This is a genomic window from Siccirubricoccus deserti (genome assembly GCF_014283215.1).
GTDB lineage: Bacteria > Pseudomonadota > Alphaproteobacteria > Acetobacterales > Acetobacteraceae > Siccirubricoccus > Siccirubricoccus deserti.
This window is the reverse complement of record NZ_JACOMF010000004.1, coordinates 63,755-87,246: the sequence shown is the minus strand read 5'-3', so window position 1 is coordinate 87,246 and position 23,492 is coordinate 63,755. Positions and strand designations below refer to the sequence as shown.

Annotated in this window: 20 protein-coding genes; 15 read left to right on the top strand and 5 right to left on the bottom strand. The window is 69.2% G+C overall.

The window, feature by feature from the left end:
• Positions 1-84: 84 nt before the first annotated feature.
• The 7 genes from H7965_RS05140 to H7965_RS05110 all read left to right on the top strand — a co-directional run bounded on the left by H7965_RS05140 (position 85) and on the right by H7965_RS05110 (position 9,415).
• Positions 85-2,547: a glycogen/starch/alpha-glucan phosphorylase gene (locus tag H7965_RS05140; protein ID WP_186769639.1), complete on the top strand. Its 2,463-nt coding sequence runs from the start codon at positions 85-87 to the stop codon at positions 2,545-2,547.
• Between the two features lie 157 nt (positions 2,548-2,704).
• The gene (locus H7965_RS05135) at positions 2,705-2,881 is read left to right on the top strand and encodes a hypothetical protein (RefSeq protein WP_186769476.1); all 177 of its coding nucleotides are present in this window, start codon (positions 2,705-2,707) and stop codon (positions 2,879-2,881) included.
• Positions 2,882-2,968: 87 nt separating this feature from the next.
• The gene (gene glgC / locus H7965_RS05130) at positions 2,969-4,237 is read left to right on the top strand and encodes a glucose-1-phosphate adenylyltransferase (RefSeq protein ID WP_186769475.1); all 1,269 of its coding nucleotides are present in this window, start codon (positions 2,969-2,971) and stop codon (positions 4,235-4,237) included.
• On the top strand, positions 4,237-5,685 hold the full coding sequence (glgA, locus tag H7965_RS05125; protein ID WP_186769474.1) for a glycogen synthase GlgA: 1,449 nt from the start codon (positions 4,237-4,239) through the stop codon (positions 5,683-5,685). The genes glgC and glgA overlap by 1 nt, the downstream gene beginning before the upstream one ends.
• Positions 5,678-7,675 (top strand): glycogen debranching protein GlgX, encoded by a 1,998-nt coding sequence (gene glgX, locus H7965_RS05120; protein ID WP_186769473.1) that lies wholly within the window; start codon positions 5,678-5,680, stop codon positions 7,673-7,675. Before glgA ends, glgX begins: the two co-directional genes overlap by 8 nt.
• 133 nt (positions 7,676-7,808) lie before the next feature.
• On the top strand, positions 7,809-8,576 hold the full coding sequence (locus H7965_RS05115; protein ID WP_186769472.1) for an ABC transporter ATP-binding protein: 768 nt from the start codon (positions 7,809-7,811) through the stop codon (positions 8,574-8,576).
• Positions 8,573-9,415, top strand: a complete 843-nt coding sequence (locus H7965_RS05110; RefSeq protein ID WP_186769471.1) for an ABC transporter permease — start codon at positions 8,573-8,575, stop codon at positions 9,413-9,415. The genes H7965_RS05115 and H7965_RS05110 overlap by 4 nt, the downstream gene beginning before the upstream one ends.
• A 40-nt stretch (positions 9,416-9,455) precedes the next feature.
• On the opposite strand, the gene H7965_RS05105 is transcribed toward H7965_RS05110, so the two are convergent.
• The gene (locus H7965_RS05105; protein WP_186769470.1) at positions 9,456-10,040 is read right to left on the bottom strand and encodes an NAD(P)H-dependent oxidoreductase; all 585 of its coding nucleotides are present in this window, start codon (positions 10,038-10,040) and stop codon (positions 9,456-9,458) included.
• Between the two features lie 98 nt (positions 10,041-10,138).
• Here H7965_RS05105 and H7965_RS05100 point away from each other — a divergent pair, with 98 nt between their 5' ends.
• On the top strand, positions 10,139-10,432 hold the full coding sequence (locus tag H7965_RS05100; RefSeq protein WP_186769469.1) for a hypothetical protein: 294 nt from the start codon (positions 10,139-10,141) through the stop codon (positions 10,430-10,432).
• Here the strand turns inward: H7965_RS05100 and H7965_RS05095 are convergent.
• Genes H7965_RS05095 through H7965_RS05080 form a run of 4 tightly spaced genes read right to left on the bottom strand, consistent with a single transcriptional unit; the run spans position 10,422 to position 14,479 of the window.
• The gene (locus H7965_RS05095) at positions 10,422-10,841 is read right to left on the bottom strand and encodes a DCC1-like thiol-disulfide oxidoreductase family protein (RefSeq protein ID WP_186769468.1); all 420 of its coding nucleotides are present in this window, start codon (positions 10,839-10,841) and stop codon (positions 10,422-10,424) included. The two genes, H7965_RS05100 and H7965_RS05095, sit on opposite strands and share 11 nt — an antisense overlap.
• Positions 10,822-12,471 carry a hypothetical protein gene (locus tag H7965_RS05090; protein WP_186769467.1) on the bottom strand — a complete coding sequence of 550 codons (1,650 nt, stop codon included), beginning with the start codon at positions 12,469-12,471 and terminating at the stop codon, positions 10,822-10,824. The genes H7965_RS05095 and H7965_RS05090 overlap by 20 nt, the downstream gene beginning before the upstream one ends.
• An 11-nt stretch (positions 12,472-12,482) precedes the next feature.
• Positions 12,483-13,415: a glycosyltransferase gene (locus H7965_RS05085; protein WP_186769466.1), complete on the bottom strand. Its 933-nt coding sequence runs from the start codon at positions 13,413-13,415 to the stop codon at positions 12,483-12,485.
• Positions 13,415-14,479 (bottom strand): glycosyltransferase family 2 protein, encoded by a 1,065-nt coding sequence (locus H7965_RS05080; RefSeq protein ID WP_186769465.1) that lies wholly within the window; start codon positions 14,477-14,479, stop codon positions 13,415-13,417. The genes H7965_RS05085 and H7965_RS05080 overlap by 1 nt, the downstream gene beginning before the upstream one ends.
• Positions 14,480-14,825: 346 nt before the next feature.
• Here H7965_RS05080 and H7965_RS05075 point away from each other — a divergent pair, with 346 nt between their 5' ends.
• The 7 genes from H7965_RS05075 (at position 14,826) to H7965_RS05045 (ending at position 23,487) form a co-directional block, all read left to right on the top strand.
• On the top strand, positions 14,826-16,286 hold the full coding sequence (locus tag H7965_RS05075; protein WP_186769464.1) for a UbiA family prenyltransferase: 1,461 nt from the start codon (positions 14,826-14,828) through the stop codon (positions 16,284-16,286).
• Positions 16,287-16,300: 14 nt separating this feature from the next.
• A complete protein-coding gene (locus H7965_RS05070) occupies positions 16,301-17,686 on the top strand; it encodes an FAD-binding protein (protein ID WP_186769463.1) in 1,386 nt (461 codons plus the stop codon).
• An 8-nt stretch (positions 17,687-17,694) separates the two neighbouring features.
• The gene (locus H7965_RS05065; protein ID WP_186769462.1) at positions 17,695-18,438 is read left to right on the top strand and encodes an SDR family NAD(P)-dependent oxidoreductase; all 744 of its coding nucleotides are present in this window, start codon (positions 17,695-17,697) and stop codon (positions 18,436-18,438) included.
• A 43-nt stretch (positions 18,439-18,481) separates the two neighbouring features.
• A complete protein-coding gene (locus tag H7965_RS05060) occupies positions 18,482-20,128 on the top strand; it encodes a hypothetical protein (RefSeq protein ID WP_186769461.1) in 1,647 nt (548 codons plus the stop codon).
• On the top strand, positions 20,128-20,418 hold the full coding sequence (locus H7965_RS05055; protein WP_186769460.1) for a hypothetical protein: 291 nt from the start codon (positions 20,128-20,130) through the stop codon (positions 20,416-20,418). Before H7965_RS05060 ends, H7965_RS05055 begins: the two co-directional genes overlap by 1 nt.
• Before the next feature lies 1 nt (position 20,419).
• Positions 20,420-21,847 (top strand): oligosaccharide flippase family protein, encoded by a 1,428-nt coding sequence (locus H7965_RS05050; RefSeq protein ID WP_186769459.1) that lies wholly within the window; start codon positions 20,420-20,422, stop codon positions 21,845-21,847.
• An 89-nt stretch (positions 21,848-21,936) separates the two neighbouring features.
• Positions 21,937-23,487: a glycosyltransferase family 39 protein gene (locus tag H7965_RS05045; protein ID WP_186769458.1), complete on the top strand. Its 1,551-nt coding sequence runs from the start codon at positions 21,937-21,939 to the stop codon at positions 23,485-23,487.
• Positions 23,488-23,492 lie beyond the last annotated feature (5 nt).

Here is a 23,492-nt window from a genome sequence, read left to right as displayed (position 1 = left end):
TGGGAAGGGGCGATCTGGCAGAGTCAGTGTTGCGACGGTCTTCTGGACCGTCGCGCGAAGGGGGCTGTGTAACCCGTGGATCTCATGCCTAATCCCGATACTGCGGCACCACGCGATGCCGAGGTCCTGCGCGACACCATTCTGCGCAAGCTGACCTACGACCTGGGGAAAAGCCGCACCGCCGCGCGCGACCGCGACTGGTTCATGGCGACGGCGCTGGCGGTGCGCGACCGCATCGTCGACCGTTGGCTGGAGGAGCTGCGCGCCACCTACGAAACCGGGGCGAAGCAGGTCTACTACCTGAGCCTGGAATTCCTGGTCGGCCGGCTGCTGCGCGACTGCGTGAGCAACCTCCGGCTGGACCCGGTGGTGAAGGAGGCTCTGGCGTCGCTCGGCGTCGATTTCGAGCAGGTGCGGCAGGCTGAGCCGGATGCGGCGCTCGGCAATGGTGGCCTTGGCCGGCTTGCCGCCTGCTTCATGGAAAGCCTGGCGAGCCTTTCCATCCCCGCCTTCGGCTACGGCATCCGCTATGAGCACGGGCTGTTCCGCCAACTGGTCCGGGATGGCTGGCAGCGCGAGTACCCGGAGGATTGGCTGACCTTCGGCAATCCCTGGGAATACGCCCGCCCGGAAATCGCCCATGACATCGGCTTCGGCGGCTCGGTCGAGGCGGTGCCGGTCTCGGAAGTCCGGATGCGGCATGTCTGGCACCCGGCGGAGACCTTGCAAGCGGTGGCCTATGACACGCCGGTGGTCGGCTGGCGCGGCGTGCATGTGAACACCCTGCGGCTGTGGTCGGCCCGGGCGATCGACCCGCTGAAGCTGGATGCCTTCAATTACGGCGACCATGTCGGCGCCCTGGCCGACCGCGTCCGGCAGGAGAGCATCTGCAAGGTGCTCTACCCCTCCGACGAAAGCCCAGCGGGGCAGGAGCTGCGGCTGCGGCAGGAATATTTCTTTGCTTCCGCCGCACTGCAGGACCTCGTGCGCCGGCATCTGCGGGTCTACGGCGACCTGCGGTCCCTGCCCGACAAGGTGGCGATCCAGCTCAATGACACCCATCCGGCGATCGCCATCGCCGAGCTGATGCGGATCTGCGTCGACCTGCACGATATCCCTTGGGATGAGGCCTGGGAGCTGACCCGGAACACCTTCAGCTACACCAACCACACCTTGCTGCCGGAGGCGCTGGAGTCCTGGCCGGTGCCCCTGATGGAGCGGCTGCTGCCGCGCCACATGCAGATCATCTACTTGATCAACGCACATCACCTGGACAGTGTGCGCTCAACCCACTCCGATGATGGCCGGCTGCTGGCCTCCGTCTCGCTGATCGAGGAAGGCCATGGGCGGCGGGTACGCATGGGGAACCTGGCCTTCATCGGCTCGCACAAGGTCAACGGCGTCTCGGCGCTGCATACCGAGCTGATGAAGCAGACGGTGTTCCGCGACTTCCATACGCTGGCCCCGGGCCGGGTGGTGAACAAGACCAACGGCATCACCTTCCGCCGCTGGCTGCACCAGGCCAATCCCGGCCTTACGAGCCTGGTGACGGAGACCATCGGCCACCGCGTGCTGGACGATGCCGATGCGCTGACGGCGCTGGTCCCGCATGCCGATGACGCCGGCTTCCGCGCCCGCTTCGCCGCGGTGAAGCGGGAGAACAAGCAGGCGCTGGCGAAGGTGATCCGCAGCCAGCTCGACCTTCGGGTCGACCCCGGCGCGCTGTTCGACGTGCAGATCAAGCGCATCCATGAATACAAGCGCCAGCTGCTGAACGTGCTGGAAGCCGTCGCGCTGTATGATGCGATCCGCGCCCAGCCCATGGGCAACTGGGTGCCTCGGGTAAAAATCTTCGCCGGCAAGGCGGCGGCGAGCTACCATCGCGCCAAGCTCATCATCAAGCTGATGCATGACGTCGCCCGGGTGGTGAACAGCGACCCGACCCTGCGGGGCGCGCTGAAGCTCGCCTTCCTGCCCAACTACAACGTCTCCCTTGCCGAAATCATCGTCCCGGCGGCGGATCTCTCGGAGCAGATCTCCACCGCGGGGATGGAAGCCTCGGGCACCGGCAACATGAAGCTGGCGTTGAACGGGGCGCTCACCATCGGCACGCTGGACGGTGCCAATGTCGAGATCCTGGAGCAGGTCGGCGCCGACAACATCCACATCTTCGGCATGACAACCGGGCAGGTGGAGGCGCGGCGGGCCGCGGGGACGCGAGGCGCCGAGGCGATCGCCGCCTCGCCGCAGCTGGAGGAGGTGCTGGAGGCGATCGAGTCCGGCGTCTTCTCGCCGGATGAGCCGGGCCGCTACCGCGAGCTGGTGGCGTCGCTGCGCGGCGACGACTTCTTCATGGTGGCCGCCGATTTCGACAGCTACTGGGCCGCCCAGCGGGCGGTCGATGCGCGCTGGGCCGATACGGCGTCCTGGCAGCGTGCGGCGGTGCTGAACACCGCGCATATGGGCTGGTTCTCCTCCGACCGGACCATCGCCGAATATGCGGCGGATATCTGGCAGGTTCCGGTGGGGCGACGGGCTTCAAGGTAGCACTTGGCGCCGTGGCGCGCGTCAACGCTCAGTCCTCACCTGGCTGCGCTCCGACGGGGCGGCCTCGCTGGTCACGGTGCCCCGCAGCCTCCCTCGGTGCCGCGTCGGGGGGGGGCGCGCACCGGCCTGTCGGCCAGGATGCTGGCGCGAAATATCAATGACCGATACCGCATTCTATGGCGGAACGAATGGCGGTAACCTGGGCGGCGTGGAGGCGGTGCCTGCCTTGCTCGGCCAGGATCGCACCGCCGCCACCCGTCACCATCGTCCTGACGCCGGAGGACTGGTGCCGTCGGAGCGGATCGCCGCAGGGTGGCATCGCCCAGAGGCGTGAGGCCGCTCTAAACAACTGGCTACAGCGGAGCAGCGTTCAGATATGAACGCAAGCTGCTGTAGCCAGGTGCCGGACGGGGGATGAGCCATGCCTGAGAGACGCGTCGCGCCACCTGCCCCGCTGGCCCGCACCGCCATGGCCTTCGTGCTGGCCGGCGGTCGCGGCAGCCGGCTGATGGAACTCACCGATCGCCGCGCCAAGCCGGCGGTGTTCTTCGGCGGCAAGTCGCGGATCATCGACTTCGCCCTGTCCAACGCCATCAACTCCGGCATCCGCCGTGTTGCCGTCGCCACCCAGTACAAGGCGCACAGCCTGATCCGCCACCTGCAGCGCGGCTGGAACTTCCTCCGGCCGGAACGCAACGAGAGCTTCGACATCCTGCCCGCCAGCCAGCGCGTCTCGGAGCAGAACTGGTATCTCGGCACCGCCGATGCGGTGTTCCAGAACATCGACATCGTCGAGGATCTGGCGCCGCGCCACATCGTGCTGCTGGCCGGCGACCACATCTACAAGATGGACTACGAGAAGATGCTGCGGCAGCACGTCGACCAGGGGGCCGATGTGACGGTCAGTTGCATGGCGGTGCCGCGGCTGGACGCCAGCGGCTTCGGCGTGATGCATGTGGACCCGGCCGGCCGCATCGTCGACTTCATCGAAAAGCCAGCCGACCCGCCCGGCATTCCCGGCCGGCCGGAACTGGCGCTGGCCAGCATGGGCATCTACGTCTTCGAGACCCGCTACCTGCTGGAGCAGTTGCGGCGCGATGCCGCCGACCCGCGGTCGAGCCACGATTTCGGCAAGGACATCATTCCCTGGATCGTCGCCCATGGCCACGCCGTGGCGCATCGGTTCGAGCAGTCCTGCGTGCGCTCCTCGATGGAGGAGAACCCCTATTGGCGCGATGTCGGCACGGTGGATGCCTATTGGGAAGCCAGCATCGACCTGACCGATGTCATCCCCGGCCTCGACCTGTTCGACCGTGACTGGCCGATCTGGACCTATGCCGAGATCACCCCGCCGGCGAAATTCGTGCATGACCTGGACGGTCGGCGGGGCGAGGCCATCTCCTCCCTGGTCTCGGGCGGTTGCATCGTCTCCGGCGCGCTGGCACGGCGGTCCCTGCTGCATTCCAATGTGCACCTGCATTCCTACGCCGCGGTCGAGGGCGCGGTGCTGCTGCCGCAGGTCGATGTCGGGCAGGGGGCCCGGCTGACCAATGTGGTCGTCGACCGCGGCGTGCGCATCCCGCCGGGGCTGGTGGTGGGCGAGGATCCGAAGGCCGATGCGCGGCGCTTCCGCCGCACCGAGAAGGGCATCTGCCTGATCACCCAGCCGATGCTGGACCGGCTGGGCTGATGCCGCCCGCGCCGCTCCGCGTCCTCGCCGTCGCCTCGGAATGCTATCCGCTGGTTAAGACCGGCGGATTGGCGGATGTGGTCGGCGCGCTGCCGGCGGCGCTGGCGGCGGAGGCGGTCGCCGTCACCACCCTGCTGCCCGGCTACCCCAAGGTGATGGAGGCGGTCGGCGGGGCCGCGCCGGTGCGGAGCCTGCCCGATCTGTTCGGCGGCCCGGCCCGGGTGCTGGCGGCGCGGGCCGAGGGGCTTGAGCTGCGGGTGCTGGACGCGCCGCATCTCTACGCCCGCCCGGGCAACCCCTACCTTGCCCCCGATGGCAGTGAATGGGGCGACAACGCGCTGCGCTTCGCTGGTCTCGGCGCCGCCGCGGCGCTGCTGGCGCGGGCGGAGGGCTTCGCCGCGGTCCATGCGCATGACTGGCAGGCGGGGCTGGCCGGCGCCTATCTGCGCTACGGCCCGGCGCCGCGCGTGCCGAGTGTCTTCACCATCCATAATTTGGCCTTCCAGGGACAATTCCCCGCCACGTTCTTTCCTCGGCTAGGCCTGCCGCCGGCGGCCTTCGCAATGGCGGGCCTGGAGCACTACGGCAGCGTCGGCTTCCTGAAATCCGGCCTCTGGTTCGCCGACCGGATCACCACCGTCTCCCCGACCTATGCCGCCGAGATCCGTACGCCGGAGGGCGGCATGGGTCTCGATGGTCTGCTGCGCGGCCGTAGCGACAGCCTGCATGGCATCCTCAACGGCCTCGACCCCGAGGAATGGAACCCGGCCACCGATGCCCGGCTGCCCGCCCGCTTCTCCGCCGCCGACCCGGCGCCGCGGGCGGCGAACAAGGCTGCCCTGCAGCGGCGGCTTGGGCTGGCGGCGGATCCCGATGCGCCGCTGTTTGCCTTCGTCGGCCGTCTTGCCTGGCAGAAAGGCATGGATCTGGTGCTGGAAGCGCTGCCGGCACTCCTCGGCAACGGCGCGCAGCTCGCCATCCTCGGCACCGGCGATGCGGCGCTGGAGGCGCGCTGCCTGGGTGCCACCGCCGCCAACCCCGGCCGCATCGGCACGATGATCGCCTTCGACGAGGCGCTGGCACGGTTCTGCTACGGCGGCGCCGATCTGGTGCTGGTGCCCTCCCGATTCGAGCCCTGCGGCCTCGCCCAGCTCTGCGCCCTGCGCTACGGCGCGCCACCGCTGGTCGCCCGGGTCGGCGGCCTGGCCGATACCGTCATCGACGCCAATGAAATGGCGCTGGCGGCCGGCGCCGGCACCGGCCTGCAATTCGCCCCGGTGACGGCCGAGATGCTGGGCGCCACCATCCAGCGCGGCATCGGGCTGTGGCGCGACCGTGCCGCCTGGCGCCGCATCCAGGCCAATGCGCTGGCCACCGATGTGTCCTGGCGCCGCTCCGCCCGGCGCTATGCCGCGCTGTTCCAGGAGCTCGCCGCGACGGATGCCTGATCTGAATGAGGGTACGCCGGCCCAGCCCGGCGTTACCGCCGACGCGGCGGGGGTGAATGTCGCTGTCGTGGCGCCGGACGCCACGTTGGTTGAGTTCTGCCTGTTCGATGCCACCGGCGATACCGAGCTGGCCCGCTATCCTTTGCCGGCCCGCAGCGGCGAGGTCTGGCACGGGTATTTCTCTGGCATTGCTCCCGGTGCGCGCTACGGGCTGCGGGCCCATGGCGCCTGGGCGCCGGAGGCGGGACAGCGGTTTGACCCGGCCAAGCTGCTGGTCGACCCCTGGGCGCGGGCGCTGGACCGGCCGTTCCGCTTCGACCCGCGGCTCTGCCTTCGCGGCGCCGAGACGGCGCATCTCGTCCCGAAGGCGATCGTCGTCGCTGAGGTCCCGCCGCCCGCACCGCCGCCGCCAAGGCCCGGCCCACGGGTGATCTACGAGCTGCACGTCCGTGGCTTCACCCGGCTGCATCCAGCGATTCCTGAGCCGGTCCGCGGCACCTTCGCCGCGCTCGCGCATCCGGCGGCGATCGCCTATCTCCGGGCGCTCGGCGTGACCCATGTGGAGGTGATGCCGCTCGCCGCCGGCATCGACGAGCGGCATCTGCCGCCGCTCGGCCTCGGCAACTACTGGAACTACAACCCGGTGGCGCTGCTGGTGCCCGACGCCCGCCTCGCCCCCGGCGGCATGGCGGAGATCCGGGCCGCGGTGGAGGCGCTGCGGGAGGCCGGCATCGGCGTCATCCTCGATGTGGTGTTCAATCACACCGGGGAGAGCGATGCGGAGGGCCCGACCCTGTCGCTGCGCGGCCTGGCCGATGCCGCCTTCCATCGGCTGCTGCCGGGCGGCGTCTATGCCAATGACGCCGGCACCGGCAATGCCCTGGCGCTGGACCGGCCCTGGCCGCTGTGGCTCGCCATGGATGCGATGCGGCATTGGGTGCTGCACGCCGGGGTGGATGGCTTCCGGCTCGATCTCGGGGTCACGCTCGGGCGGCGCGACAGCGGCTTCGATCCGCAGGCGCCGCTGCTGACGGCGATGCGGCAGGACCCGCTGCTGCGCGACCGCATCATCATCGCCGAGCCCTGGGACATCGGCCCGGGCGGCTATCGCCTCGGCGAATTCCCCGCCGGCTGGGGCGAGTGGAACGACCGCTTCCGCGACACCGCGCGGCGCTTCTGGCGTGGCGATCCCGGGCAGGCGGGGGAGCTGGCGACGCGCCTCGCCGGCTCGGCCGACATCTTCCGTGCCGGCCGCCGCGTGTCGGACAGCGTGAACTACATCACGGCGCATGACGGCTTCACCCTGGCCGATCTCGTCAGCTACGCCGAGCGCCGCAACCAGGCGAATGGCGAGGCCGGGCGCGACGGCCATCCGGAGAACCACTCCTGGAACGGCGGGGTCGAGGGGCCGAGCGACGATCCGGTCATCCGCGCCCGCCGCGCCGCCGACGCGCGGGCGATGCTGGCGACGCTGCTGCTGGCGCGCGGCACGCCGATGCTGGGCATGGGCGATGAGGCAGGGCGCAGCCAGCATGGCAACAACAACGCCTATGCCCAGGACAACGCCATCTCCTGGTTCGATTGGGCCGGGATCGACACTGTGCTGCGCGACTTCACCGCGCGGCTGGTGCGGGCCCGGCTGGCACATCCGGCGCTGACCGCCGACCGGCCGCTGACCGGCCTGCCGCAGGATGCCACCGGCATCCCTGACGTCGCCTGGCGCCACCTGGATGGCAGGTCGAAGCAGGCCGAGCATTGGGGGGAGGCGCGCAGCCTGGTCGCGGTGCTGCATGCCGCCGGGGACCGGGTGGCGGTGGCGCTACATGGGGCGGAGCAGACCGCGGCGCTGGTGCTGCCACCACCGCGCCCCGGCTTCCGCTGGCGCCTGCTGGCCGACAGCGCCGATCCGATGCGCTGCGGCGTGATGGGCGAGAGCCTGGCGGTGGCGCCGCGCAGCGTGTTGCTGCTGGCCGAAGAGGCCTTTGGCTGAACCGGAAGGCGAACAAGGCGGTCGACGTCCCGGCCGATCTGGTGCAGCGTTTCCCGGACAGCCATCGGTCGAAGCCCATGCAGCATCACCAAACCAACCGCGGGCCGGCACCGGCCCGCCGGGTCGCCCGCCCTTGAGCGCGGCGCCGCTCGTCTCGCTGCGCGCGGTCGCCAAGCGCTACGCCACCGGCACGCTGGCGGTGCGTGGGGTCGATCTCGACATCGACGCCGGGGATTTCGTCGCCCTGCTGGGGCCTTCGGGCTGCGGCAAATCCACCCTGCTGCGGATGGTGGCGGGGCTGGCCGCGCCGACCGGCGGCAGCATCCTCTGGCCCGGCGGCGCAGCGGCCGCAAAGGATATCGGCTTCGTCTTCCAGGAGCCGACCCTGATGCCCTGGGCGACGGCGCTCGCCAATGTCGCCCTCCCGCTGGAACTGGCCGGCATGGGCCGGGCGGAGGCGGCGGAGCGCGCCGCGGCGATGCTGGCGCGGGTCGAACTGAAGGGCTTCGAGGCCGCCTATCCGCGGGCGCTCTCGGGCGGCATGCGGATGCGCGTCTCCATTGCCCGCGCCCTGGTGACCCGGCCCCGGCTGCTGATGATGGACGAGCCCTTCGCGGCGCTCGACGAGATCACCCGGTTCAGGTTGAACAACGACCTGCTGCGGCTATGGGAGGCGGAGCGTTTCACCGTGCTGTTCGTGACCCATTCGGTGTTCGAGAGCGTCTATCTCGCCCGGCGCATCGTGGTGATGGCGGCGCGGCCGGGGCGGATCGAGGCCGATCTGCCGATCGATGCCGCCTACCCGCGCGGCGAGGACTTCCGCACCTCCGCGGCTTATGCAGCGCATTGCCGTGGGGTTTCACAGGCGCTCGGCCATGCCATGGCGGTGCATGCCGGATGAGCGGCCAGGCAAAGGAGGCGCCGCCGCGCCGCCCGCCATTCGGTCTTTCCGGCGAGGCCTGGCTGCGTATCCTGGCGCCGACCATCATCGGCCTGCTGGTGCTGGGCGGCTGGGAATGGGTGGTGCGGGTCCACGACATCCCGCCCTATGTGCTGCCCGGTCCGGTGCTGATCGCCGAGACACTGGTGCGGGATTGGACGCCGCTCAGCGCCTCGCTCCTCGTCACCTTGAAGATCACCGCCCTGGCGCTGCTGGTGGCGGCCTCGCTGGGGCTGCTGCTGGCGGTGCTCTTCGCGCAGTCCCGCGTGGTCGAGCTGTCGCTGTTTCCCTATGCGGTCATCCTGCAGGTGACGCCGATCGTCGCCATCGCCCCGCTGATCATCATCTGGGTGAATGACATCACGCTGTCGCTGCTGATCTGCGCCTGGATCGTCGCCTTCTTCCCGATCCTGTCGAACACCACGGTCGGGCTGAACAGCACCGACCACAACCTGCTCGACCTGTTCCGGCTGTACCGGGCCAGCCGCTGGCAGGTGCTGTGGCGGCTGCGGCTGCCCTCGGCGATGCCCTATTTCCTCTCCGGCCTGCGGATCTCCGGCGGGCTGGCGCTGATCGGCGCCATCGTGGCGGAATTCGTCGCCGGCACCGGCGGCAGCGCCTCGGGGCTCGCCTACCGCATCCTCGAAGCCGGCTACCAGCTGCAGATTCCCCGCATGTTCGCCGCGCTGGTGCTGGTCTCGGTCACCGGCATCGCCATCTTCCTGGCACTCAGCTTGGTGTCGCACCTGCTGCTGCGGCGTTGGCACGAAAGCGCCATGGGGCATGGGGAGCGGCGATGAGCCGGGTGATGCAGGCATTGCGCGCGGCGGTGGCGGCAGGTTAACGCCAGCGGCTGAAATGCGCCCGCACACGGTGCATGAAGCGCTCCCGCTCCGGCGCCGCCCTCTGGTCCATCCGCGTCAGGTACAGCCAGTCGAGCCGGCAGCCCTTGGCGCAGAGGCGACGCACGCCACGCCGCACCAGCCGGTAATCCGGCCAGCCGATGTACCACAGCAGCCAGGGCGGCGAGCCATAAGTGGTGACCACGGCGATGCGGCGGAGGCCTGTCAGCCCGGGCTCGATCGCGCCCTCGCCAAGATGGAAGGCGATGCCGTTCAGCCAGATCCGGTCGAACCACCCCTTCAGCATCGCCGGCATGCCGTACCACCAGGTCGGGTAGACCAGCACCAGCGCCTCCGCCCGGCGCAGCGCGGCGGCGTGGCCGCCGAGGCCAGCCTCGTTGGCGCCGGGGGTGTGGCAGAGGGCGTGCTCCTCGGCCGTCATCACCGGCACGAAGCCCTCGGCATGCAGGTCACGCAGCTCCACGGTATGGCCGGCCTCAGTCAGCGTTTCCCGGACCGTGTCGCTCAGCGCGCGCGAGAAGCTGTCGGGACGGGGATGGCAGGCGATCAGCAGCACATGCATGGCGCGGTTCAAGCATGCGCGGCACCGGCGTGGCAACGAAATGCCCAGGTTGCGCGATGTTGCTTGCCGTGCCGCGCCAGCAGGGGCAGGCTCGGCTCATGACTGCAGATGAGCTCAGGCACAGCGCCACCATCGATGCCGCCCCGCCGCCGGGGCTGGGGCCAGCGCTGCGCGCATTATGGTGGGATGCGCGCGGCGACTGGAATGCCGCGCATGAAGCGGCGCAGGAGGGCGAGGACGCCGACAGCGCCTGGGTGCATGCGCTGCTGCACCGGCGCGAGGGCGATCTGGCGAATGCCGACTACTGGTACCGCCGCGCCGGGCGCCGCCGCCCGGACGTCACCCTCGGCCAGGAATGGGCTGAGATCGCAACGGCAGTCCTTATTCGCTGATCGGCGGCCGGCCGAGCAGCCTGAGGGTCAGCCGCCGCCCGGCCACCATGGCGGGGTAGAGGAACCGGCCGAGCCGTGGCCGGCTGAACACCAGCCGGTTCAGCCGGTTGAACAGGCCGCTGTCGGTGCCGAGCAGCGCCAGCACATGCAGCGCCGCGGCGCCGTGGTAGAACTGCCCGTTCCACTTCACCGCCATGCCGTTTTCGAGGCTGAGGCCGCGCGCGCGCACCTCCCGCACCACCGGATGGTCGGAGCGGGCGTCGATCATGTGCACCTTTTCCGCCAGCTGGCGGATCCGGTACAGCATTACGTAGCGGGTGCAGAAAGGACACATCCCGTCATAGACGACGAAGATCTCGCCGGTGCCGGGCTTGGCCGCGGCCGGGCGTTCACGGGTTTGCACGGACATCGAAGGTGAATTCCTCCCGCTTGCGCACGTCACGCTGCAACTGGCCGTCGCGGAGCGTCAGGCAGACGGATTCGACGACGTACTTGTAGCCGATGATCTCATCCAGGCTGAGCCGGTTGAACTCACGGAAGACACCAGGGTTCGGCTGCATATGGTGCGGGTAGAGGTAATAGAGGTTCCACGCCTTGATCGCCGGATGGCGCAGCATGAAGTCATGTGTCTCCCGCACCAGCCGCTCCACCGCGCCGAGCGTTGATCCGGTGGCCTGGTGGGCCATCACGCGCGGACCGCAGCTCGTCGCATCCTGCCAATCCGTGAGGTTCTTGTTGTTGCCGCCGATTCGGAAGGAGAAGTGGTCGGGCGGTACATAGGTCGCCGCCTGGGCGATGGTGTAGGAGTAGATGCCGTAATAGACCGCCGGCATCCACACCTCCCGACCGTCCTTGGTCAGGGCGAAGAACTGCGGGCTGGCAAGCTTGGCGCCATCCAGCCAGCCGAGCCAATTGGTGTAGAAGACGGTATGGCCGAACAGCACCGTGGCCACGCAGACGGCCTTCATCATCGGTGTGATGGCGTTCTCAGGCATCCGCCAGGCGGAGGTGTAGACGATGAGGTTGATGGCGATCCAGAAGTGGAAGAGCGCGCCCAGCGTCATGTAGACGCCGATGTGGAAGACATCGAACAGCAGGGTGAAGAACAGCAGCCAGCGCTTGCGCAGGATCGCCAGCGGCGCCAGCAGCTGGGCGCCGAGGACGAAGAAGTTGAAGGCAAGGCCGAATTCCGAGATTGCGTCCCAGCTGAACTGCAGCAGGGTCGGAAAGGTCGCCAGCGGATTGTCGCCGCGTTCCAGCCCGATGACGATCGCGGTCTGGGTCGGGTTCTGCAGCAGCCAGGTCCAGGGCTGGTGCTCGCCGGCCATCAGCTTGGCGACGCCGGAGCAGAAGTAATTGCCGAGATGCGCGCCGACTACCACGGCCCAAATCAGCCCGGCTGCCTTCTGCCGCAGCACGGCGGCCGGCATCTCCTGCAGCATCGCGCGCAGCCAGGACAGGCGCTGCAGGGTCCAGTCGCTGGTGACGGTGATGGCGAGGATTCCGCCAATTACGGCGAATGCACCGGCATCCAGCATCGCCAGATAGTCGGTGTCGGTTACCCAGATGCCGGTGCGCGGGCCGATCAGCAGCCGCCAGGCGATGTAGTAGTAGAACAGCGGCAGCAGAAAGATCGGCCGCCACATCGCGGCGATGCCGGCGGCGACCCCGATGCAGGCGCCCCAGCGGAAGAACAGCGCATGCGCGTTCGCCTCGCCGAACACGATGTTCGGCGCCGGCGGCACCGGGCCAAAGGCATCGAACAGCACCTGTACCAGCACGATGATGCCGATGCCGCGCACCACCACGCGCAGCAGCCGCGGGAAGTCGGCATAGCGGATCGCGGTAAAGGGCAGGGCGGCGACGCAGCAGAACACCACCAGCGCGAAGCCATGCAGCTCCGACCGGTTCGCCATGAAGAAGGTGACCTTCTTCGCGGCCAGGTAGCCGAGCAGGGAGAGCAGTACCAGCACCAGCGGCAGTGAGACCCGAATGCTCGGGATCCGCAGTGTCTGGGCAGGAAGCCTGGACGAATACACGGGTTTCTCCATCAGGCGGAAAGCTGCGGACCTCCCGCCGCGCGCCGCCCGGCGGCGACCCCGGCAAGCCAGCGGTCGCGGTAGCGGATGCGCAGCCGGCGAGGCGAGGCGGGCAGCACCGCCAACCCCTTGGCCGCAAGGCGATAGGCGATCAGCCGCAGCAGCAGCGGCGCCGGCAGCCCGGCGAGCTGCGGTCCCCGCGACAGCGCGCCGGCATGGTTGCGCCCCTCGCCGATGCCGTAGCGATAGGCGCGCTCGAGGATCCAGCGCTCCTCCATCTGCTCTGGCCGGATGATGTGGCCGACTCGCGCCTCGGCGACGAACCAGCCGCGGTGGCCGGCAGCGGCGAGCCGGCGCAGCAGCTCGGTCTCGCTGCCCATGGCGTAGAGCGGGTTGGTGGCATCCGGGCCGACATGCTCGGCAAAGCGGGTGCCGGCCTCGAAGACGGCGCGGCGGATGGCCATGTTGGGGCCGAAGATGTCCTCGATCCCGCAGGGGCCGCTCGGCCGCTGCTTCTGCGCGTAGAGCACGCTGAACTCGACCGCCTGCTCGCTCAGCCAGTCGGGCACCGGGGCCGGCCAGACCGGCTGCACCGTGCCGCCGAACAGCGTCGCCTCGGGATGCGCCGCCGCGGCATCCTGCAGCCGGATGAGCCAATCCGCCTCGGGCAGGACATCATCATCGGTGAATACCGCGAGTTCGCCGGCCAGATGGGGCAGGGCGGCGTTCAGCGCGCGGTTCTTGCCGGGCAGCGGCTGCCGAAGCAGGTGCAGCGGCAGCCTGTCTGCAAAGCCCTGGACGATGTCCGCGGTGCTGTCGCTGCTGCCATTGTCCACCACCAGCAGCCGCCAGCCGCCTTGTGGCGCCCGCAGGCCGGTGAAGGCGCCCAGCACGCGCGGCAGCATCGCCGCGCGGTTGTAGGTGGCGAAGCAGACCGTCAGCATCAGCGCCGTTTCCGTGGCGCATCGACGCCGGCGCGGGCGCCGATGTCGAGATGCGGGATGATCGGCTCGGCATCGCGCCGCAGCAGCGCCTGCAGCACACGGCCCGGCAGATACCGCTTGCGCTGCTCGCCGGCCAGCGCCATGCGGGTGAAGCCGCGCGCATAGGCCAGGCGCCAGCGCAAGCCGAGCAGCCGGGTGCTGCTGTTCGGCAGCAAGCTGGCCGGCGCGGTCAGCAACTCCACCACCAGGCGCCGCGGCAGCTCGCGCCATACCGAGGCCGCATCACCCAGCATGCGTCGCGTCGCGACGGTGGAAGCGCCCTGCCAGTAGAGCCGGTTCAGCAGCCATTCCGGCGCCATCCGCCCGGCCTGGATCTGGTGGTGCACCAGCAGCCGCGAATCATACCAGGCGAGCAGCCCGAGATCCTGCAGCTTCCAGCCGACCTGCACATCCTCGTCCGACAGCAGCAGCCCGGCGAATCGGCCGAGCCGGTCGGCGAAGCCGCCCATCTCGAGCAGTGGCTTGCGTTGCACCACCATGTTCACGCCATAGGGCTCCAGCCCCCGCGGCACTTGCGGGGTACGGAACTCGCCACGCCCTTCCCATTCGATTATGGAGAGCACACCGCGCAGGCTCTCCGGCCACCAGGCGGGCAGCGGCTTCTCCCATACCGGCAGCACGCGGCCGCCGATCACGCCAGGCCAGGGATCGTGCTCAGCCGCGACACGCTGGATCTGCTCGATCCAATCCCCGGCGGCGAGGCCGTCGTCGTCGATGTAGGCGATGAAATCGGCAGTACTGGCCTCGGCGCCGAGGTTGCGGGCAGCGCTGGCGCCCGGGCGTTCCACCCGCAGCAGCCGCGCATTGGGCATGCCTTCGACATGCTCGCGAAGTCGTGCATTCGTGGACGGCGTGCCGCAACTATCGACCACGATGATGTCGAATGCGCCCGTGCCTACGCTCTGCCGCCGCAGGCTCTCCAGGCAGTCCCGAACGTAGTGCGGGCGGTTGTGCGTCACCAGGCAGGCGGTCACGCTGGGCAGTGCTCGGCGTGTCTCAGCCATCGGGTTTCGAGCAAGCTCCCTCGTTACGGCCGGGTTGGCGGCATCGTCTCGCTGCATTCGATTCCTGCGGAGAAGTGTTCGCCGTAAAATAGACGTCCACCGCCGCGAGGCGAAGTTCACGATGAAACCTTCACGCCTTCGCAGCGGTCACGTTGCGTTGCGTGTCTCCCGGCCATTGCAGGCGCAACAATAAGCGTAGATCAGGCAACCTAAATTAAACCAAGGATTGAATTTGCTGCGCTGCGCGAATCTGTGCACGCTACGATTGGCCCTTCACGCCAATGGCACTACCGCCGCCGGCATGACGGTGAGAGGTTCCGCGCCAACAGCGGGAATACCTTGAACGATGCAGGATTTGCGCAGAGGCGCAGAACACGCCGAGGCGGGCGAATTGCTGCCGCTCGCCGTCGACCTGGATGGGACGCTTCTGGCGACCGATACATTGCACGAAGGGCTGGTTGCCGCCTTGCTGCGGGCACCGGCCGCCCTGCCCAAGGTGTTGCGCGCGTTGCCGCGGGGCAGGGCAGCGTTCAAGCGCGAGGTCAGCCTGGTCGCGCCGTGCAATGCCGTGGCCTTGCCGCTGCGCTGGAATTTCGTCGAATGGCTGCGCGCCGAACGCGCCTCCGGCCGGCGCCTGCATCTGGTGACCGCGGCGGATCAGGCGGTGGCCGATGCGGTCGCCGCGCATGTCGGGATTTTCGACAGCGCCACCGGCAGCGACGGCAGCCGCAACCTGGCTGGTGGCAACAAGGCCGAGTTCCTTCGCCGCCGTTTTCCCCAGGGCTTCGCCTATGCCGGCGACAGTCGCCACGACCTGCCGGTGTTCGAGGCGGCGCGGGAGATCGTGCTGGTCAACGCCAGTGCCGAGGTCGCCGCCGAGGCGCGTGAGCGCAACCCGAACCTGCTGGCCGAATTCCCGGCGGAGCCGACGCCGCTGCGGGACTGGGTCCGTGGCATGCGGCTGCACCAATGGTCGAAGAATGCGCTGCTCTTCGTGCCGCTCATCCTCGGCCACCGGCTGGATGATCCGGACGCGCTTTTCCGTTGCGTCGTCGGGATGCTCTTGTTCGGGCTGACCGCCTCCGGCACCTATTTCATCAATGATCTGGCCGATCTCGCCTCGGACCGCGCCCATCGCACCAAGCGCAACCGGCCGATCGCCGCCGGGCGGATCGCGCCGCTGCACGCGCTGGCCGGCGCCATCGCCATGATCCTGACCGGCTTCGCAGGGGCGGCGCTGCTCGGCACCACCCTGCTGCTGGGGTTCATCTGCTATGTCTGCGTCTCGCTGCTCTATTCGGCCCAGCTGAAGCGCATCGCGCTGCTGGACACGCTGACCATCGGCGGGTTGTTCACCCTGCGGCTGGCGCTCGGCGTCGAGCTGGCGGGCGTGCCCTATTCGCCCTGGCTGATGGCCTTCGCCGCCTTCTTCTTCTCCTCCCTCGCTCTCGCCAAGCGTCACTGTGAGTTGATGGAGGCCCGGGAGGGCCCACCCGGTACGCTCAGCCGGCGCGGGTGGCAGGTGGAGGACTGGCCGCTGACGCTCGGCTTCGGCGCTGCGGCGGCGATCGGTGCGCTGCAGATCATGATCCTGTTCGTCGCCGATGAAGCGTTGCCGTCCCGGCTCTACCAAACGCCTGGCTGGCTCTATGTCGCGCCGGCGGCGCTGGCGGTGTGGCTGATGCGGGTCTGGCTGCTGGCCCATCGCCGGCTGCTGCGGGAGGATCCGGTGGTGTTTGCATTGCGCGATCCCTGGAGCTGGGGCATTGGCGGGGTGATTGCCGCTGCCATCATGCTTGCCCTTTAGCTCAGGGAACGACGATGCCCGACACCATGAGCGCACCGGAAGCCGAGGCGGTGCCGGCCGAGGCGCTGCGCGGCCGCGGCTGGAAGCAGGCCGCGCTGCAGCCCTGGGGCCGCAATACGACGGCGCCGTGCATCGCCGCTCGGCCGGAACGAATGCGTGAACTCTGGGCGGCGCTGGATGTGCCGGAAGGGCGTGCGCTGCTCGCGCGTGGCGCGGGTCGCAGCTATGGCGATGCCTGCCTCAATCCCGGCGGCGCGATGGTGCTGACCGAGCGGCTCGACCGCATCCTGCATTTCGACTCCGCAACCGGGCTGGTCGTGGCAGAGCCCGGTGTCACCTTCGCCGACCTGCTGACGGTGTTCCTGCCGCGCGGTTTCGTCGCGCCGGTCTCACCTGGCACCGCCTTCGTCACCCTCGGCGGTGCGCTGGCCAATGATGTGCATGGCAAGAACCATCACCTTGCCGGCAGTATCGGCGAGCATGTCGCGTGGTTCGAGCTGCTGCTGCCGGACAGCCGCCATTTGCGCGTCTCCGCCGAATCGGACCCCGAGCTGTTCCGCGCCACCATCGGCGGCATCGGGCTGACCGGAATCATTACCGCAGTCTGCCTGCGGCTGGTGCCGGTGCCTTCGAATGCGCTGGTGGTGCGGCGGACCCGCATGCCCGACCTTGATCATTTCCTCGCCGGCTTCGCGGCGGCGGCGGAGGCCAGCTATTCGGTTGGCTGGATCGACGCGCTGGCCACTGGCGCCACGCTAGGTCGCGGCGTGCTGGAGGTGGCGGAGCCAAGCGAATCGCCGGTCGCCGAGCCCTCGCCACGCAGCCGCAGCTTCCCCATCGACGCGCCGGAGGTCTTGCTGAACGGCGCCACGGTGCGTGCCTTCAACGAACTCTACTGGCGTCGCGCGCCGATGGAGGGGCGACAGCAGGTGCTGCCCTATCGGCGCTTCTTCTACCCGCTGGATACGATCCACGGCTGGAACCGCATGTATGGCAAGCGCGGCTTCCATCAGTTCCAATGTGTACTGCCCTTCGGACCTGGCGAGATGGCGCTGCGGCGGCTGCTGGAGACCATTTCCGCATCCGGGAACGCGTCCTTTCTTGCCGTGCTGAAGGTGATGGGACGGGAAGGGGTGGGCTACCTGTCCTTCGGCAAGCCTGGCTATTCGCTGGCCCTCGACATCCCGGCGCGGGCCGAAAGTCCGGCGCTGTTCGCAACGCTGGAGCGCATCACCCGCGATGCGGGCGGTCGCATCTACCTGGCGAAGGACAGCCTGCTGTCGGCCGAGGGCTTCGCCGAGATGTATCCGGAAGCGCACAGGTTGCAGGCGGTGCGAGCGCGGGTCGATCCGGATGGTGCGCTGTCCTCCGGCATGTCGCGTCGGTTCGGCCTCGGATGAGTGTCACCATGCCGCCCGCCACCTGGCTCGTGCTCGGCGCCTCCTCAGCCGTGGCACGCGCCTTCGCGCACCAGGCCGCATCGCATGGCGCCGCACTGCTGCTCGCCGGGCGCGACACCGAGGATCTGGAGCGGCAGGCTGCCGACCTTGCCATCCGCCATCGGGTCAGCGCCACACCTGTCGCCTTCGATGCCCGCGACCTGGGCAGCCATGCCGGTTTCATCGCCGATTGCGCGGCGCGCAGCACCGGCACGCTGAACGTCTTCCTCGCCTTCGGCGTCATGCCCGAACAGGCGGAGGCCGACCGCGACCCAGCCACGGCCGCGGCGATGGTGGAAGCGAATTTCACCGGCGCGGCCTCGGTGCTCGCGGCGCTGGCGCCGGTGCTGGAGGCGCAGCGCGGCGGCACGGTCGTGGCACTCGGCTCGGTCGCCGGTGATCGTGGCCGGCCGCGCAACTACCTCTATGGCGCCACCAAGGCGGCGCTGGCGACCTATCTGCAGGGCTATGCGGCGCGGTTGTCGCGCTCCGGCGCGCGGGTGCTGTGCGTCAAGGCAGGGCCGATCGATACTGCCATGACTTGGCCACTGCCGCGCCTGCCCTTCATGGCGACGCCGCAGGCATTCGCCCGGTCGCTTTGGCAGCGGGCGGAGCGGGGGGCTGGCAGTGTCTATCTGCCGCGCGTCTGGTGGCCCGTGATGGGAATCATCCGCCTGCTGCCGACGCGGATCTTCAACCGTCTCGACATCTGAATCCGCCGCCGGAGTGGACCGGTGGCGCTGCTGGAGGCGTAGGATGGATTCGCTGCCGCAGCCCGATGCGGGCTCGCTCGCGCAATACGACAGGGCGGCGTTCAACCCGCGCTTGGTAATTCTCGGCAGCGTGCTGGGGGTTGCGCTGGTGCTGCTGCTTGGCATCCTGTGGCGCAACGGCGGGCAGTTCGCCTACACGCTGGATGCGCCCTACACCCATCTGGCGCTCGCGCAGAACATCCTGCAAGGCAGCTACGGCCTCAATCCCGGTGAGCCGGCCTCGCCATCCTCCTCGATCCTCTACCCCTTCCTGCTGGCGGCGCTGTCGCTGCTGCATCTGGGGCAGTACCCGGCGCTTCTGGTGGCGCTGGCATCGACCCTGGCCGCCGCTGTCCTCGCCTATGCGGTGGCCGAGGAGGCCGGCATCGAGGTCGAGCGCATCTCGACCCCGCAGCTCGTGCTGCTGACCGTCGCGGCGACGCTCGCCTTCAACCTGGTCGGTCTTGCCTTTACCGGGCTGGAACATTCGCTGCATGCGGCGCTGACCATCGCCTCCCTGCTTGGCCTGATGCGCTTCGTCCGGACGCGGCAGGCGGATTGGTGGTGGCTGGCGACGATCGCCCTGCTGCCGCTCATCCGCTTCGAGGCGGCGGCGGCGCTGGCGGCCGACATGCTGGTGCTGGCGCTGTTCGGCAAATGGCGCCATGCGCTGATGGCCGGTGCCATCGGTGCGTTCGGCATCCTGTGCTTCGGGCTCTTCCTGAACACCCTTGGGCTGCCCTTCCTGCCGAGCTCGGTGCTGTCGCGCTCCGAGGTCGCCAGCAGCGGCATCGGCCTGGCGCAGGTCGGTCCGGTGGAGCTTGTGCGCGCCATCTATAGTGCGTTCCGCAGCAACATCATGGCCTATGGCGGCACGCATATCCTGCTGCTGGTGGTGGTCACGGTCTGGGGCATGGCGCGCGGCGCCATCCCGTCGCGCTTCGGTGAGCGCGCCTGGACCAAGCCGGTAGCGGTCGGCTTCTTTGCGGTCATTGCCCTGGCCCAGATGTTCGGCGGCAGCCTGTCCTCCTTCTCGCGTTACGAGGTCTATGTGCTGCTGCTCGGTGCCTGCTCCGCGCTGGTCGCCTGGCAGCCGGAGGTCAACGGCTTCCTGCGGCGCATGGATTGGCGCCGCTGCCTCGGCGTCTGCGTCGCGCTGCTGGTGCTCTTCTCCGGCTACGTGTTCCGTACGGTGGATGCGATCTCCGCTGCCGGCAACGTCCATGACCAGCAGCTGCAGCTGCACCGCTTCGTCGTCGACCATTGGCGGCGACCCTACGCCGCCAACCACCCGGGCTGGGTGAATTTCGACAACCCCTATTACATGCTGGAACTGTCCGGCCTCGGCTCGGAGGAAGCACGGCGTGGCGCGGCGAACCCCGGCAGCACCGGCTGGATGGAGACGCTGGCGGCCCGCCAGGGGGTCGGTGTCGCCATGCTGTACGACAATGCCCTGCCGTTGCCGCCGCCGTCCTGGCAGCCGGTGGCCAAACTGCGGCTGCGGGCGCGGGTCGTCACCGTGGTAGGTCCGGTCGTCACCTTCTACGCCACCGCACCGGAGGAGGAGGCGCCGATCCGCACCGCGCTGGCCGAACTGGCGCCGAGACTGCCGCGCGGCGCCATCCTCGAGATGTTGCCGGAGGCGCGATAATGCTCCCGCCGTCGCTGACGGAAGGGCGGCTGACCTTCCTCTGCCGGAAGTTTTGCCTGCGGCCGGAGCTGACGGGCTGGCAGCGGCAGTTGCTGGACGGCACGCCGCCCAACCTGTTCATCTCCGGCCAGAGCTGGGTGATGCTGTTCTTCATCCTCGGCGGCTCCGTGGCGGTTGCATCGCTGCTGGTCGCCGCCACCGCCTGGCGGCTGGCCGAGGTGCCGGCGATATGGCTCGCGTCCCAAGTCTCGGCCGGCCGTCGCCGGCGCCGAGCGTATGCGGTCACCTGACATGGCATGGCTGCGAATTCCCTCCTCCGCCTCCCCGGCCTGGGTGGCGGTGGAGACGCTCGGTGCCGCAGTGGTGGCGATGTTCGGACTGCTGTTCATCGCCCGGCTGATTGGACCGCATGAAGCGGGCACCGGCGCCATTGCCGCCAGCGTGTTCCTCACCGTCGACTTCCCGATCGCCGCACTGTTCGGCGATGCGCTGCTGCAGCGCCGGGCGCTTGAGGAAGACCATCGGGCCTCCGCGCTTTGGACAACGGTGCTGGTGGCGCTGCTGGCAATGGTCGGGCTGGCGGCACTCGCGCCCTGGATCGCCGAGGCCACTGGCATTGCCGCACTGACCCCGATGGTGCAGGCGCTGGCGCCGCTGCTGCCGTGTTCCGCCGCCGCAGGCCTGCTGGCGGCGCTGGCGCTGCGGGCCCGCCGCTACCGGGTGCTGGCGATGCGGGTGCTGCTGTGCCAGCCGCTGGCGGTCGGCGCCGGGGTGCTGGCGGCGCTGGCCGGCTGGGGGGCCTGGGCGATGGTGGTGCAACAGGCGGTGGCGACGCTGTCGGTATTCCTGCTGCTGGCGGTCACTGCCGACTGGCGCCCTGCCTTCATCCTGCGGCGTGCGGCGTTGGCCGAGCTATGGCCGATAGCCGGGCCGCAGATCCTGGCGCTGCTGGTGCTAAACGGACGGTACCGGATCTTCATCATCGGCCTTGGCATGGTGGTGGCGGAAGCGGTGGTGGCGGTGACGCACATCGCCTTCCGGCTGCTGGATGTGGCGATGGCCGTGGTCTCCGGCGCCATCTCCCGCTTGGCGATGCCGCGTCTGGCGGCGTTGCAGCACGACCGCGCGGCGCTGGCCGAAGCCTATGGCGATCTGGCGCAGCTGCAGGCGCTGATCGGCCTGCCCGTCGCCGTCGGGCTGGCGATCACCGCGCCGCAGCTCGTCGCGCTGCTGATGGGCGAGGCGTGGATGGCGGCGGCGGAGCCGGCGCGGCTGGTGGCGCTGGCAGCCATCCCGGCCTTCCTGGTCGGCCCGGCACCGGCGCTGTGGCTGGCGCTCGGCCGGACCCGGATCAACCTGCTGCTGCAATTGCTCGCCTTCACCGTGCCGCTGCTGGTGCTGGTGGTGCTGCAGCCGCAAGACCCCACTGGCGCGGCGCTGTGCTGGATCGGCGGCAGCCTGGCGGGGTCACCGGTGCAGATGTTGCTGGCGCTGCGGGCGCTGCACCGTCCGGCGCGCTGGCTGGCCGGTCGGCTGCTGGCACCGTTGCTGGGAACCCTTGGCATGACGGCGGTTGCCGGCTGGGTGGCGGCGGAGGCGGCGCCACTCGGCACCGTCTTCACCCTGTTGGCAACCGCGGGCTGCGGCGCGGTTGTCTATACGGTGACGGTGGCAATTGCGCTCGGGTTGCGGTTGCCTCCGGCGCTCAAGGAAGCGTGAGTTACTCACGAACTTTGTGACCGGCAACAGGAGTCGCGTTCCGGGTACGTGTGCCGTTATCGCGGCGCACAACCGTTTCGGAATGTCGCATGTACGAACCGTTTCGCCCCGGTGCTGTGGCAGGAGTGTTTGGTCAACCGCTGGGACAGACGCGTCATGCGGTGACGGTGACGGCTGCGGTACTGGCGATCACCGGCTTTGGCTTGGCGCTTCGGCTGCTACGGCTGGACGCCACCTCGCTCTGGGCGGATGAGGCGTTCTCGGCCTACTGGCCCCACCGCAGCCTTTACTATTTGTGGACCGCCGGGCTGTTCATCGAGACCACGCCGCCACTCTACTACATGCTGCTGAAATTCTGGGCGATGATCGGCGGCACCGGGGACTGGGCCCTGCGGCTGTTCTCCGTGGTTGCCTCCACCGCGACAATTCCGCTGGTCTTCCTGCTGGGGCTGGAGGTGGCGACGCCGGCCGCAGCGCTGGCGGCGGCCGCGATCTTCGCGATCTTGCCGATGCAGATCGCCTATGCGCAGGAGGCCCGGGTCTATGCCCTGCTGCCGCTCGCTTTCGCGCTCGCGCTGCTTGGCCTGCTGCGCTTCCTGCGGGCGGCTCGCGCTGGCGACCGTACCGACCGCTGGCCGTCCCTGGTGCTGTTTGCGACTGGTGAGGTCGTGCTGATCTACCTGCACGCCACGTCCGTATTCACCGTGGCTGCGCTCACCCTGGCGGGCGGGGTGCTGTTGCTGCGCGATGCCAGGCTGCGTCCTGCGCTGCTGCGATTTGCGCTGGCCACCGCAGCGGTGGCGGTGCTGTCGGGGCTGCAGCTCTGGGCAATCTACGTGCAGACCGGGCGGCATGACCTGAACTGGATCCAGCCGCCCAACCTGACCAGCCTACTGAATCTGTTCTCGCAGCATTTCGTCGATCCGGTGACGCCGCAGCGGCTGCTCCGGCTGTCCGTCCTGCTGGCGCTTCCGGCCTGCGGGTTGTTGCTGGCACATCTGCCCTGGCTCCGCCTCGGCCGGACCCGAGCCTTGCTGCTGATGGGCATCCCGGCGCTGTTCCTCGCCGCCTGCATCGGGCTGAGCTTCATCAGCCCCTTTCTCATTCCGCGCATGACCATCTGGATCGGTGTGCCGCTCAGCCTGCTCGCCGGCATGGCCTTGGCGTCCGCGGCACCGATATGGCTGCGGGGCGGCTTTGCCCTGATGCTCGCTGCCTGCATCGCCATCGGGCTGAACGGCACCTATGTGCGGGTGCTGGCGGAAAAGGAGGACTGGCGCGGGCTGATGGCGGAGCTGCTGCCGCAGCTTGGCGCGCAGGACATGGTGGTGATCGGCCCGGACACCAGCCTGCTGCCGATGTTGCATTACGCCGAGGGCAGCTTCCACAACAATGGCCGCGAGCTGTTCCGCTGGGAGCCAAAGCGGCGTCCACCCGACCTCTATCAGCCGGACCATGTGCAGACCCCGGTCGCGGCCTCGACCGAAGCGCTTATCGAGCAGGCCCGGCAGGGGCGCCGCGTCTGGCTGCTGCTGCGTTCGACCGACTGGCGGGACCATGCTGGCTACGCGCTCGGCGCGCCGCGGCCGCCGGACGAGATCGACCAAAGCCATCCCATGGTGGTGCTGGTGCGCTGGTAGGGCCG

What these genes read in the sequence shown, in the direction of transcription:
- H7965_RS05140 (WP_186769639.1), top strand. Translation starts at nt 85, where the DNA reads ATGCCTAATCCCGATACTGCGGCACCACGCGATGCCGAGGTCCTGCGC.
- H7965_RS05135 (WP_186769476.1), top strand. Translation starts at nt 2,705, where the DNA reads ATGACCGATACCGCATTCTATGGCGGAACGAATGGCGGTAACCTGGGC.
- glgC (WP_186769475.1), top strand. Translation starts at nt 2,969, where the DNA reads ATGCCTGAGAGACGCGTCGCGCCACCTGCCCCGCTGGCCCGCACCGCC.
- glgA (WP_186769474.1), top strand. Translation starts at nt 4,237, where the DNA reads ATGCCGCCCGCGCCGCTCCGCGTCCTCGCCGTCGCCTCGGAATGCTAT.
- glgX (WP_186769473.1), top strand. Translation starts at nt 5,678, where the DNA reads ATGCCTGATCTGAATGAGGGTACGCCGGCCCAGCCCGGCGTTACCGCC.
- H7965_RS05110 (WP_186769471.1), top strand. Translation starts at nt 8,573, where the DNA reads ATGAGCGGCCAGGCAAAGGAGGCGCCGCCGCGCCGCCCGCCATTCGGT.
- H7965_RS05105 (WP_186769470.1), bottom strand. Translation starts at nt 10,040, where the DNA reads ATGCATGTGCTGCTGATCGCCTGCCATCCCCGTCCCGACAGCTTCTCG.
- H7965_RS05100 (WP_186769469.1), top strand. Translation starts at nt 10,139, where the DNA reads ATGACTGCAGATGAGCTCAGGCACAGCGCCACCATCGATGCCGCCCCG.
- H7965_RS05095 (WP_186769468.1), bottom strand. Translation starts at nt 10,841, where the DNA reads ATGTCCGTGCAAACCCGTGAACGCCCGGCCGCGGCCAAGCCCGGCACC.
- H7965_RS05085 (WP_186769466.1), bottom strand. Translation starts at nt 13,415, where the DNA reads ATGCTGACGGTCTGCTTCGCCACCTACAACCGCGCGGCGATGCTGCCG.
- H7965_RS05080 (WP_186769465.1), bottom strand. Translation starts at nt 14,479, where the DNA reads ATGGCTGAGACACGCCGAGCACTGCCCAGCGTGACCGCCTGCCTGGTG.
- H7965_RS05075 (WP_186769464.1), top strand. Translation starts at nt 14,826, where the DNA reads ATGCAGGATTTGCGCAGAGGCGCAGAACACGCCGAGGCGGGCGAATTG.
- H7965_RS05070 (WP_186769463.1), top strand. Translation starts at nt 16,301, where the DNA reads ATGCCCGACACCATGAGCGCACCGGAAGCCGAGGCGGTGCCGGCCGAG.
- H7965_RS05065 (WP_186769462.1), top strand. Translation starts at nt 17,695, where the DNA reads ATGCCGCCCGCCACCTGGCTCGTGCTCGGCGCCTCCTCAGCCGTGGCA.
- H7965_RS05060 (WP_186769461.1), top strand. Translation starts at nt 18,482, where the DNA reads ATGGATTCGCTGCCGCAGCCCGATGCGGGCTCGCTCGCGCAATACGAC.
- H7965_RS05055 (WP_186769460.1), top strand. Translation starts at nt 20,128, where the DNA reads ATGCTCCCGCCGTCGCTGACGGAAGGGCGGCTGACCTTCCTCTGCCGG.
- H7965_RS05050 (WP_186769459.1), top strand. Translation starts at nt 20,420, where the DNA reads ATGGCATGGCTGCGAATTCCCTCCTCCGCCTCCCCGGCCTGGGTGGCG.
- H7965_RS05045 (WP_186769458.1), top strand. Translation starts at nt 21,937, where the DNA reads ATGTACGAACCGTTTCGCCCCGGTGCTGTGGCAGGAGTGTTTGGTCAA.